Origin of the sequence: Mesorhizobium sp. M7A.F.Ca.AU.001.01.1.1 (assembly GCF_004022735.1) — a bacterium.
Taxonomy (GTDB): Bacteria; Pseudomonadota; Alphaproteobacteria; order Rhizobiales; family Rhizobiaceae; genus Mesorhizobium; species Mesorhizobium ciceri.
Genome location: NZ_RZPF01000134.1, coordinates 1 through 11,175, shown reverse-complemented (window position 1 = coordinate 11,175; position 11,175 = coordinate 1). Strand labels below are relative to the sequence as shown.

Annotated in this window: 12 protein-coding genes, 1 tRNA gene and 1 pseudogene; 6 read left to right on the top strand and 8 right to left on the bottom strand. The window is 64.3% G+C overall.

All coding sequences use genetic code 11. From position 1 onward, the window contains the following. On the top strand, positions 1-856 hold an 856-nt coding region (locus EN884_RS11030; RefSeq protein WP_164746422.1), incomplete at its 5' end, for an integrase core domain-containing protein. A gap of 37 nt (positions 857-893) precedes the next feature. Here EN884_RS11030 and EN884_RS11025 read toward each other — a convergent pair. Next, positions 894-969, bottom strand: a tRNA-Ile gene (locus tag EN884_RS11025). 134 nt (positions 970-1,103) lie between these two features. Between EN884_RS11025 and EN884_RS11020 the strand changes: the two genes are divergently transcribed. Beyond that, a complete protein-coding gene (locus EN884_RS11020) occupies positions 1,104-1,817 on the top strand; it encodes an SIMPL domain-containing protein (RefSeq protein ID WP_013530175.1) in 714 nt (237 codons plus the stop codon). 213 nt (positions 1,818-2,030) lie between these two features. Here EN884_RS11020 and EN884_RS11015 read toward each other — a convergent pair whose 3' ends face one another. Then, on the bottom strand, positions 2,031-2,387 hold the full coding sequence (locus EN884_RS11015) for a hypothetical protein (RefSeq protein WP_013530174.1): 357 nt from the start codon (positions 2,385-2,387) through the stop codon (positions 2,031-2,033). A 254-nt stretch (positions 2,388-2,641) separates the two neighbouring features. Further along, positions 2,642-3,088, bottom strand: coding sequence for a YcgN family cysteine cluster protein (locus EN884_RS11010; protein WP_013530173.1), 447 nt, complete (start codon positions 3,086-3,088; stop codon positions 2,642-2,644). Between the two features lie 197 nt (positions 3,089-3,285). Between EN884_RS11010 and EN884_RS11005 the strand changes: the two genes are divergently transcribed. Beyond that, complete coding sequence (locus tag EN884_RS11005; protein WP_127394620.1) at positions 3,286-5,274, top strand: OmpA family protein; 1,989 nt, start codon at positions 3,286-3,288, stop codon at positions 5,272-5,274. A 306-nt stretch (positions 5,275-5,580) separates the two neighbouring features. Continuing rightward, a complete protein-coding gene (locus tag EN884_RS11000; protein ID WP_013530171.1) occupies positions 5,581-6,096 on the top strand; it encodes a TIGR00645 family protein in 516 nt (171 codons plus the stop codon). A gap of 126 nt (positions 6,097-6,222) precedes the next feature. Here EN884_RS11000 and EN884_RS10995 read toward each other — a convergent pair whose 3' ends face one another. The 3 genes from EN884_RS10995 to EN884_RS10985 form a co-directional block, all read right to left on the bottom strand. Next, positions 6,223-7,089, bottom strand: coding sequence for an NAD(P)-dependent oxidoreductase (locus tag EN884_RS10995; RefSeq protein ID WP_013530170.1), 867 nt, complete (start codon positions 7,087-7,089; stop codon positions 6,223-6,225). Positions 7,090-7,199: 110 nt separating this feature from the next. After that, on the bottom strand, positions 7,200-7,826 hold the full coding sequence (locus tag EN884_RS10990) for a helix-turn-helix transcriptional regulator (protein WP_063168767.1): 627 nt from the start codon (positions 7,824-7,826) through the stop codon (positions 7,200-7,202). An 8-nt stretch (positions 7,827-7,834) separates the two neighbouring features. Then, complete coding sequence (locus tag EN884_RS10985; protein ID WP_063168768.1) at positions 7,835-8,707, bottom strand: S1C family serine protease; 873 nt, start codon at positions 8,705-8,707, stop codon at positions 7,835-7,837. Between the two features lie 227 nt (positions 8,708-8,934). On the opposite strand from EN884_RS10985, the gene EN884_RS10980 reads away from it, so the two are divergent. Next, positions 8,935-9,885, top strand: coding sequence for a trypsin-like peptidase domain-containing protein (locus EN884_RS10980; protein ID WP_013530167.1), 951 nt, complete (start codon positions 8,935-8,937; stop codon positions 9,883-9,885). Between the two features lie 9 nt (positions 9,886-9,894). On the opposite strand, the gene EN884_RS10975 is transcribed toward EN884_RS10980, so the two are convergent. After that, on the bottom strand, positions 9,895-10,320 hold the full coding sequence (locus tag EN884_RS10975) for a VOC family protein (RefSeq protein WP_013530166.1): 426 nt from the start codon (positions 10,318-10,320) through the stop codon (positions 9,895-9,897). 66 nt (positions 10,321-10,386) lie between these two features. On the opposite strand from EN884_RS10975, the gene EN884_RS10970 reads away from it, so the two are divergent. Continuing rightward, on the top strand, positions 10,387-11,013 hold the full coding sequence (locus tag EN884_RS10970; protein ID WP_063168769.1) for a TetR/AcrR family transcriptional regulator: 627 nt from the start codon (positions 10,387-10,389) through the stop codon (positions 11,011-11,013). Here EN884_RS10970 and EN884_RS10965 read toward each other — a convergent pair. Beyond that, positions 10,946-11,175 (bottom strand): annotated as a pseudogene (locus EN884_RS10965) (substrate-binding domain-containing protein); the annotation flags it as partial. The gene EN884_RS10970 and the pseudogene EN884_RS10965 overlap by 68 nt on opposite strands.

The following is an 11,175-nucleotide window of genomic DNA, read 5'->3' as shown; positions in this document are numbered from 1 at the left end:
TGCCGTGCTCGACCGCCACGGCATGGTCGAGCGCCGCAAGCGCAGGCGCAACAGGGCGACGGGGACACCACTTTCAAACGGCTGTCGCCCTAACGATCTTTGGTGTGCCGACTACAAGGGCGAGTTCATGCTCGCCGATCGGCGCTATTGCTATCCGCTGACCATCACCGACTTCGCCAGCCGTTATCTCATCGCCTGCGAGGCGCTCTCGACCACCAAGGAAGCCTATGCCTTCACCGTGTTCGAAAGCGTTTTCAAAGAGTTCGGCCTGCCCAGCGCGATCAGGACCGACAATGGCGTTCCCTTCGCCAGCCCCAACGCGCTGTTCAATCTCAGCAAACTGTCGGTCTGGTGGCTGCGCCTGGGCATCGACATCGAGCGCATCAAGCCGGGCTGTCCGCAGCAGAATGGCCGCCATGAGCGCATGCACCTCACCCTCAAGAAGGAGACCACCAAACCGGCCGGCGCCAATTTCCTTCAACAGCAGGCCAGGTTCGATGACTTCATCGACGAGTTCAACTCACAACGCCCGCACCAGGCGCTCGACATGGACTGCCCGGCCGAGCGCTACACGCCCTCAACGCGTCCCTACACCGGCTTGCCCGATCTCGACCACCCGTTTCACGACAAGGCCGTCACCGTCACCACCTGCGGCCGCATCTGCTATAACCGCAAGAAGATCAACCTCAGCCTTGTCTTTGCCGGCCAGACCGTCGGAATCAAACAGGTCGAGGACCATATCTGGCTGGCTAGCTTCATGGACTATGATTTGGGATATTTCGACGATGAGACATGCAGGCTCGAACCACTCCAAAACCCCTTCGGGCCAAAAGTGTTACCCATGTCTCCGGTATAAACCGTAACCTATGTGTCCGGAACGGACCTAACGGTAATGGTGGGCCCGGAGGGACTCGAACCCCCAACCAAGCGGTTATGAGCCGCCGGCTCTAACCATTGAGCTACAGGCCCCACGCGGGCTGGATTAATGTTTTTCGCATCGCGGCACAAGGCTTTCCCGACGGGCTTCCCCAGATCGCCCAAATCAACCCATAATCGCGCTCTACGCGACGTCTGCGACTTGATCGCAGACCAAGGAGATTTTCATGACCAGACATCTTTTGCCTCTCGCGCTCGCCGCTGCAATCGCTTTTCCGGCGATGGCTGGAGCCACCGATCTGCCGACGCCGCCCCGCATCATCGTGTCGGGCGAAGGCGAAGCAACCGTGGCCCCCGATCTGGCGGTCCTGACGCTGAGCGTCATGCGCGAGGCCAAGACCGCGCGCGCCGCGCTCGACGCCAACAATGACGCCATGGCCGCCGTGATCGCGGCGATGAAGTCCGCCGGCATCAAGGACCGGGACCTGCAGACCGCCGGCATCCAGATCAACCCGCGCTACAACTACACCAACAAGCCGGACGGCAGCCAGGAAGCCGAACTCGTCGCCTATCAGGTGACCAACACGCTTTCGGTGCGGGTGCGCGATGTCGACAAGACCGGCGAGATCCTCGACAAGGCGGTGTCGCTCGGCGTCAACCAGGGTGGCGGCATCGCCTTCACCAATGACAACCCGGCAGCCACGGTCACCGAGGCGCGCAAGAAGGCGGTCGCCAACGCCATGGCCAAGGCCAAGACGCTGGCCGAGGCCGCAGGCGCCAGCCTCGGCCGGGTGCTCGAGATATCAGATCAGAACATTGCGCCGGCGCCGATGCCGATCAACGCCAAGGCCTTCGATGCCGCGGCGGGTGGCGCGGCTCCCGTGCAGGCCGGCGAGAATTCCTACAATGTCCAGGTGACCGTCACCTTCGAACTGAAGTAAGCGGCTCTGAGGATCCGTGGCTGGGTCTTGCCCAGCCACCGATGCATCACCAGCCAATAGCGCGCATGAAAAACCCCGCGGGATTGCTCCCGCGGGGTTTTTTCGAGCCACACCCTTCAAACGGAAAGGGGCTCCGCTAGTCCCAGCTGATCTTGCTAAAGATCATGCTGCCAGGCTGACCCTCAAAGAGGGGTCGGCCTTAATTGTCGAACCTCAGCGATAGATAACCGGGCAGCCGCGCTCATTGGCGAACACCACCACGACACGGTCGCCGTCCTGGCGGCCCGCCACCTTCACCGTACGACGGTTGACGTCGACGATGCGGACACGGTGGAGACCCATGCGTTCGGCCTTGTCGAGGGCGCGGTCCGGCGAACAGCCACGGCGCCAGTCGCCGCGGCGTTCATCACGGCGATGGCGATAACCGTCGTCACCGGTATAGACGCCGAAACGCGGGTCGTTGTTGTTGCCGAAGCCGAGATAGAGGCTGTCGGCGTGGGCGGGAACGGCCGCCAGTGTGCCGAGACCGACCAGGGCCGAAAGGGCTGCCGTCTTGATCGTGTTGAACATCGTCTTCTCTCCTTTTTGCGGGCCTTCGCCCGTCCTCGTGAACCGATGGGGGGAGAATGCGCTTGCCTGTCTGAACTCTTTACGAACCTGCCGTTCATCTCCGGTTCATATGGCGGGAAGAAGGAAGTTCCGGCCATTCGCCACCGTCCCCAGCCCTTGGTGAAGGCCGGAATGCCTGACTCGGCGCCCTATTCCGAGCCCGCGGATTGGCCGGAAGTCGTGGAACGTAAGGCTGTTGCTCGCCGCCGCTGGTCCTACGGCTCCTCGTCCAGCACATAGTCAAAATAGTCTTCCGGCTCGGCAAGATCGGTTTCACTCGCTTTGACCCGGCCGCGCATCGAGATGCCGGCTTCATGCACGGTCTCGGCGCTGCCAGACACCAGCCGGTGCCACCAGTAGAGGTCGCGGCCCTCGGCAACCAGCCGATAGGCACAGGTACTGGGCAGCCAACTGATGGTTCGCACATTCTGCGGCGTCAGCCCGACGCAATCGGGAACGCGCGCCAGCCGGTTGGCGTAGTCCGAACAGCGGCAGGTCTCGGCGTCGAACAGCCGACAGCCGACGCTGGTCCAGTAGATCTCGCCAGTGTCCTCGTCCTCAAGCTTTGACAGGCAGCATTTACCGCAGCCGTCGCACAGCGATTCCCACTCGGCCGGGCTCATCGCCTCCAGCGCCTTGGTTTTCCAGAATGGCGTTTCCATTTCCCGGATGTGGCCCCGGCCGCGGGCAAGGTCAAGCGCGGCAATGGTCGCAATTGCGGCTATCGCCAGGTGAATGACATGAAGTTGCCTTCAAAAGGTCGGTCAATCGCCCCGTACGGCCTCTATCCGTGCCAGACTGGAACCAATCGGCACAAGATCGGTTTCGGCAAGGATGGGACCCCACAAGGAGAATTTCGATGAAACGCCAACCACGGATTCTGGCAGGCACCGCACTTGGCCTGTTGATGGCATCCGCGCCGTTGGGCGCGTTCCCGCTTCAGGGAAGTGTCGCGTCCGGTCTTGCCCAGCGCACGGCAACCCCATTCATCCTGGCGCAAGCAGCATGCGCCGAGGGCGAATCGGCCGAGGCCTGCGCGCAGAAGCAGCAGGCGGAACCCGAACAGAAACACGAGCGCAAGAAGGCCGAGCCTGAACAGCAGGCCGCGCCTGCCCAGAGCGAGCAGCCCGCCGAGGAGCAGCAGCCACGCCGGAAGAAGCGCGACCAGCAGCAGCAGGCCGAGCAGGCGCCCGCCGAACAGGCCGCTCCCGCCGAGGAACAGCAGCCGCGCAGGAAGAAGCGTGACCAGCAGCAGCAGACCGAGCAGGCGCCGGCCGAACAGGCAGCACCCGCAGGGGAACAGCAGCCGCGCAGGAAGAAGCGTGACCAGCAGCAGCAGACCGAGCAGACGCCGGCCGAACAGGTCGCGCCGGCCAACGACAATCAGCCCGGCGAGCAGGCCCAGCCGCGCAAGAAGAACAGGCAGGATCAGCAAGCCCAACCTGAAGTCGCCCCGACGCCGAAGGAAGCTCCCGCTGGAGAGGCGACGGCCCCTGCCGGCGAGCAGCCGGCGGCCCAAGGCGAGCAGCCCCAGGACACGACGAAGAAGCACGGCAGGAAACCTGTTGGCGAGCAGCCGGCGACGGCCGAACAACCCACCACCGGCGAACAACCGGCCAATGGTCAGACGGCAGCACCGGCACAGGGCGAAAACCCGGTGCAAGGCGAAGCACCGGCCGATCCAAACGCCGCTCCCATCCTGGACAGCCAGAAGGACGTCGAGCGCAGGGGCGGCGGCCGCAAACGTGGCGACAAGAATGCTCAGCAGGATGGCGAGCAGCAGAATGGCGGGCAAAATGCCCAGCAAGGTGGCGATCAGGGCCGCAAGCCGGTGGCTGCTCCCGTCGACCAGGGTCCGCCGCCCACCGACGACAGGGCCGCACAGCAGGAGATCAAGCCCGAGAAGATCGTCCCGGTGACCGAGGAGAAGGGCACGCGCGTAGAGCGTGCGCCCGATGAGATCGCCCGCGATCGTCGGCGTCCGAAAGGCGTCGACGTCGTCAGGAAACTCGGCGATCGCGTCATCCTACAGTTCAACAACCAGACATTTGTCCAGAGCAATGACGCCCCGCGCGTCACCCGCGGTGCCAAAGAAGTCTACTATGAGGATCTGTCGGGCGATCGCACCCGGGAAATCGTCGAGCGTGACAACGGTGTCCGGATCGTCACCATCCGCAACCGCTATGGCGACGTTATCCAGCGTTCGCGCATCGCGCCGGATGGACGCGAATATGTGCTGAGCTATGTCGACGAGCGGCACTATCAAGATGACAGCGACTGGCGTGATCCCGGCGACGACCTGCCGCCGATGCGGCTGACCATCCCGCGCCGGGAATACATTCTCGATTCCGAGGACGTCGAGAGCCCCGATGACTACTACGAGTTCCTCGAACAGCCCCCGGTCGAGAAGGTCCAGCGCCTCTATTCGATCGACGAGGTCAAGCGTTCGGCCCGCGTGCGCGACATCGCACGTCGCGTCGATCTCGACACGCTCAACTTCGAATTCGGTTCGGCCTCCATCTCCGACACCGAGGTGCAGAAGCTCGAGGGCGTAGCGACGGCCATGGAGAAGCTGTTGAAGAAGAACCCGGCCGAGACCTTCCTGATCGAAGGTCACACCGACGCGGTCGGCACACCGGAGGCTAACCTCGCTCTTTCCGATCGCCGTGCGGAAGCGGTGGCGGAGGCTCTGACCAATGCCTTCGGCATCCCGCCGGAAAACCTGACGACACAGGGCTATGGCGAGGAGTATCTGAAGGTCAACACGGCGGCGCCCAACCGCGAGAACCGCCGCGTCGCCATCCGCCGCATCACCTCGCTGGTGGCACCGGTCGCCAGCAACAATTAGGTCATGATTTCAAAATCATGACCCGGTTTGTGGAATCGGCAAGAGAAGCATCCACCCCCGGCACAGCCGGGGGTGGATGGATGTGCGGGGTTCAACAAGAATTGTACGGGCGTTAGACACGGCTCATTGAATCGCGAGCGCAGCCACCCCAGATTCGGTGCTGGGCGTTCCCTGCCCCGTCCCGACTCCAGCGGGACGCATTGAGCCCCGCCGGACTTTGTTCGGCGGGGTTTTTTGTCTTGCAAACGGTGGCGGCCTCGTCGAATACGGCCATTGTCTGAGAGATCAACCCGCCGGAATCATCCCATGAAGCGTCTCGAACTCGCCATCGAATCGATCATTCTCGCTTCACGCTGGCTGCTCGTCGTTTTCTATATAGGCCTGGCCCTGGCATTGGCCGTCTATGCGCTGTCCTTCGGCAAGAAGCTCTATGAGTTCATTAGCCTGGCGTTCACGCTCGGTGACACCGACACCATCCTGAAGATGCTCGGCTTGATCGATGCCGCGCTGGTTGCCTCGCTGGTGGTGATGGTCATCATCTCGGGCTACGAGAATTTCGTCAGCCGCTTCGACGACCAGGACGGCGGTGTGCACTGGCTGGGCACCATCGATGTCGGTTCGCTGAAGGTCAAGGTTGCCTCGACCATCGTCGCCATCTCGTCGATCCACCTCTTGCAGGTGTTCTTGAACTCATCGTCCTACACGACCGACCAGTTGATGTGGCTGACCATCATCCATCTCGCCTTCGTCGTCTCGGCGCTCATGCTCGCCTATATCGACCGGCTGATGGGCCTGAGCAAAGGCAAGAAGGACGAGGCGTGAGCCTGCGCCCGCCGGACGTTGAATCAATCCCGCAGGAACGATGCCCTACCGCCTTGTTCGAGCAGGGCTTTCCCTGCGGGTGGCGAAGGGCTTGGCTCGACGCCCGTCGCGTCAAAACAAAGAGCTCTAGTAAATATTCCTGATCTTGCTGTCCGTGCGGGCAAACACCTCGTCGGGGACAAAAAAGTCGCCGGCCAGCGGCCCGGTCGCATCAGGCGCATAGATCGAGAAATCGCTGACGCCCTCGGCGCGCAGCACCTCTTCGTCGATGTAGAAGTTGCCAGTCGCTTCGCGCGCCGGCCGCATAAAGATGGCATGCGCAGCATCGGCCATGATGTCGGGCAAACGGCTCATTGCCGCCACCGTCGCGCCGCCCAGCAGATTGCGCACGGCTGCCGTGTCGATGGTCGAAATCGGCCACAGTGAATTGACGGCGATGCCGTCCTTGGCGAACTCGGCGCTCATGCCCAGCGTGCACATCGACATGCCGAACTTGGCCATCGTGTAGGCGACATGGTTCTTGAACCACTTGGCCTTCATGTCGAGCGGCGGTGCCAGATTCAGGATGTGAGGATTGCTGGCCAACTTCAGGTGCGGAATGCACATTTTGGACACCAGGAAGGTGCCGCGCGTGTTGATCTGATGCATCAGGTCGTAGCGCTTCATGTCGGTTTCCAGCGTGCCGGTGAGCTGGATGGCGCTGGCATTGTTGACGCAGATATCGATGCCGCCGAACTTTTCCACGGTCCTGGCGACCGCCTCGGCCACCTGTGCCTCTTCACGGATGTCGCACAGCACGGGCAGCGCCTTGCCGCCGGCCTGCTCGATCTCTTCTGCCGCGCTATAGATTGTGCCGGGCAGCTTCGGATGCGGTTCGGCGGTTTTGGCCGCGATCGTCACATTGGCGCCGTCGCGCGCCGCGCGCAGCGCGATCGCCAGCCCGATGCCGCGCGATCCGCCGGAGATGAACAGCGTCTTTCCCTTGAGCGACATTTCCTTGCGCCTCCCTTGCAACACGTCAGACGCGAAGCTTTGCGCGGCGGGCGACCACAGCGCAAGACCCGACACGCCGGACACCGCGTTACGCAGCGTAGGGTTTATGACTAAACCAGCACCAGCCCCTGCCGCATCGCAGTGGCAATCGCGTCGGTGCGGTTGGCGGCACCGAGCTTGATCAGGATTGCGGCGACATGGAACTTCGCGGTGTGCACGGAAATGTTCAGCCGCCGCGCGATCACCTTGTTGGGTGCGCCCTCGGCCAGCAGCGCCAGCACTTCCGCCTCGCGCGGCGACAGCGAAGGACGGACGGCATGCTCGTCGGAGGCTTCATCTTCGAACGGCTCGCCATCGCCAGTATGGAAATCCTCATGGCGTCCGGTTCTGCGCTCGCCCGATACCCGATAGCCGGCCGCCGCCAGCCGCGCCGCCGCAGCGATCAACAAATCGTCCGCGCCCGTTTGGAGGACGGCCAACACCTCGCCCGCGGGCCGTTCGCCAGCGCGTCCCGATAGCAGAACCCGGGGAATGGCGGCCGGCACGGCACCGCCGCTGCTGTCGTCAACGATGGCGACGTCAGCCCTGCCGGCCACCACCGGCAGCAGGTCATCGCTCGCGGCCAGCGAGGCCGCCAAGCGCTCGGCGCGCGACGCATCGCCAAGCGCAATCAGCACCACCAGCCGCCGCGAGACGGCACCGTCATGCATGATCCGGTCGCTGGTGAGCGTGTCCATCACTCCTCTCAGGAAAGCGGCTTTTCGCCGATGGTCAGCCCGACATCGCGCTGTTCGCCGCCGCGCACCACGCCGAGCGTCACCGAAGCGCCCGCACTGTCTGGTCCGAGCCTGCGGATCAGGTCGCGCGGGCCATGCACCGCCTCACCGTTCCACGCCACGATGATATCGCCGAGAGAGAGACCGGCGGCCTTGGCGGGACCATCGTCATCGAGGCTCATCACCATCGCGCCATGCGCGTCGCGGTCGCGTACCGGATGCAGGCCGGCGCCGAGATAACCGCGCGCGACATGGCCCTTTTCGCGCAGCGTCGCAACCGCCCGCTCGATCGTCTCGTAAGGCATGACCAGCGCCCGGTGGCGCGGCCCGAACAGCAGCATGCCGATCAGCGCACCCTTGGCGTCGAGAACCGGGCCGCCCTCGAAACGGCCGCCGGCACCGACGGCCAGATTGATGCGCCGGTCGATGGTGCCGCCGCGCATCGAGCGCCAGGCCGGACCGACTTCGCCTACCGAGCCCGAAACGGCCAGAGCCGACCCGTTGCTATTGCCGATGGCGATGGCAATGTTGCCTGGCCGCACCGCGTCAGCCCTGGCCAACGGCACGGCGTTGATGGCCGTAGCCGGCTTCAGCAGGGCAACGCCAGTCGACGGATCGCGGCCGACCAGTTCTGCCTTCACCGCCTCACCCGAGGCCAGCGTCAGTTCGATCTCCTCGCCGGCCTCGACAGCCTCCTCGGCGGTGACGAAATAACCGTCACGCCAGTGGAAGGCGCTTGCCGTGCGGTGATGATGCGTGGCGAAGCCAGCCGTTGCCGCTGCCGCCTGGGCGGCGAGATCGGCGATGGCTTGCGAAAACGCACTCAGATTGAAATCGCTCATATTGGTCTCCTGGGTTCATCCATGCCCCAGATATCGCTCGACAGCGCGTTCAGAGGTACTCGCCTGAAGGCTAGTTGCCGGTTTGACTGGCCATCTGGTCAGGTCGCGGCGGTTCCAGCCGCTCCGCACATATAGTGCGTGTCGCCCAAAAGTGCTCAGCGGTTTTGGGACAACGACGCGCACAGGAAAAAAATCATCCTTTCGCCCGAAAAATACGGAGCCCTTCCATGGCCCTCGCCGCAGCCAAATTCGAACCTGACGATACATTGCTCGACGCATATTCGACGACCGTTGCGGACGCCGTCGACCGCATCGGCCCGGCCGTCTGCCGCATCGAACGCGTCGGCGGCCAGGGCGGTCACGGCTCCGGCTTCGTCATCGCGCCGGACGGACTGGTCGTCACCAATTTCCACGTCGTCGGCGATGCCAGGACAGTGCGCGTCTCGATGCCGGACGGCGCCTCCCGCGAAGGCCGCGTGCTCGGCCGCGATCCCGACACCGACATCGCGCTGGTGCGCGCCGACGGCAGCTTTGCCGATGTCGCACCGCTCGCCGATTCCAAGCGGCTGCGGCGCGGCCAGATCGCCATCGCCATCGGCAATCCGCTCGGCTTTGAATGGACCGTCACCTCCGGCGTCGTCTCGGCGCTCGGCCGCTCCATGCGCGCCTCGACCGGCCGGCTGATCGACGACGTCATCCAGACCGACGCAGCGCTCAACCCCGGCAATTCCGGCGGGCCGCTGGTTTCGTCGGCCGGCGAGGTGATCGGCGTCAACACCGCCATGATCCATGGCGCGCAGGGCATCGCCTTCGCTGTCGCCTCCAACACCGCCAATTTCGTCATTTCGGAGATCATCCGCTTCGGCCGTGTCCGCCGCGCCTTCATCGGCGTCTCGGCCGACACTGCCAGTTTGCCGCGCCGCGCCGCCCTGTTGTCGCAAGTCTCGACCAGCACGGCGGTTCGCCTGCGCAGCGTCGAGAAGGACGGCCCGGCGGCCAAGGCCGGCCTGAAAGAAGGCGACATCATCGCCGCCATCGACGGCCGTCCTGTCACCGGCGTCGACGACCTGGTGCGCATGCTCGACGCCGAACGCATCGGCCGCGAGACGCTGTGCACCGTCGTGCGCCGCACCGGTGTCAGCCAGGTGACGGTGACGCCGGTGGCAAGGGCCAGTTGAGGCGGGCGCTCAGGCTCCCGCCACCCCTTCCGCATACTGCGCCAGAAACGCCTCGCTCGGCGGGATCGGCTTGATGACGTCGATCAGCACGCCATTGGGGTCCTTGGTGATGAAATGGCGCTGGCCGAAGGGCTCGTCGCGCAGCGAGCGCAGGATCGGCAGGCCGGCGGCGACGACGCGCTCATAGACAGCGTCCGGGTCGCGAACCTCGAAATTGATCAGCAGGCCCGAAGCGCGGCCCCGCCCCTCTTCCGGGATGGTCTCATGGTCGCCCTGGACGATGCCGAGATTGACTCTTCTGTCCTCCCCCGATTGCAGATGCACATACCAGTCGCTTTCGAACAGGGGCTGGAAGCGGAAATGCTTCACATAAAAGGCCGCCGTGCCGGCGACGTCGCCGGTCATCAGCACCGGGTAATAGCTCGTGGTCTTCATCTTTCCTTCTCCCGTCAATTAACATACAGTCTGCATGTAAACCGAATTAACATACAGGCTGCATGTATGCAACAAGATTTCGCGCGTCGTTCCAACCGCGACCGCACCGAAGCCACGCGCGCCCACCTGATTGCCGCGGCGCGAAAGCTGTTCACGGAGAAATCCTATTCCGAGACCGGCACGCCGGAGATCGTCGCCGCCGCCGGCGTGACGCGCGGCGCGCTCTACCATCATTTTGCCGACAAGCAGGCACTGTTTGCTGCCGTGGTCGAGCAGGAGGCGGCAGCGGTCGCCGAGGAGATCGAGCGCGCCTCGCCGCCATCGCTGTTTGCCCATGACGCGCTGATTGCCGGCTCCGACGCCTATCTCGCCGCCATGCGCGCGCCCGGACGCACGCGGCTGCTGCTGCTCGACGGCCCGGCCGTGCTTGGCCGCGCCGCCATGGACGCGATCGACAATCGCCACGGCAACCGCTCTCTGCGCGAAGGGCTGGTCGCGGCGATGCGGGCGCAGACGATGACGAGATTGCCGGCCGACGCGCTGACAGCACTGCTCGGCTCCGCCTGCGACCGTGCCGCCCTGGCCATCGAGGCCGGCGCCTCAGCGCAAGATTACCGCGCCGTGCTCATGGCGCTGATCGATGGGCTGTCTCGTGCTCCTCATCCGGCACCTCGCCCGGTTCGAACTCGTTGAAGCAGCCGAGCTGGCGCTTGAACTGGTCGATCAGCCAGGCCGCCGCCGGCTTCGGGCTGCGATCGCTGCGATGCATGGCAAACAGCGGCGAGCTCACCTCCCTGAAGGATTCGAGGTCGATCTCGACCAGCCGGCCGCTCGCCAGGTCGTCTGATATCAGCC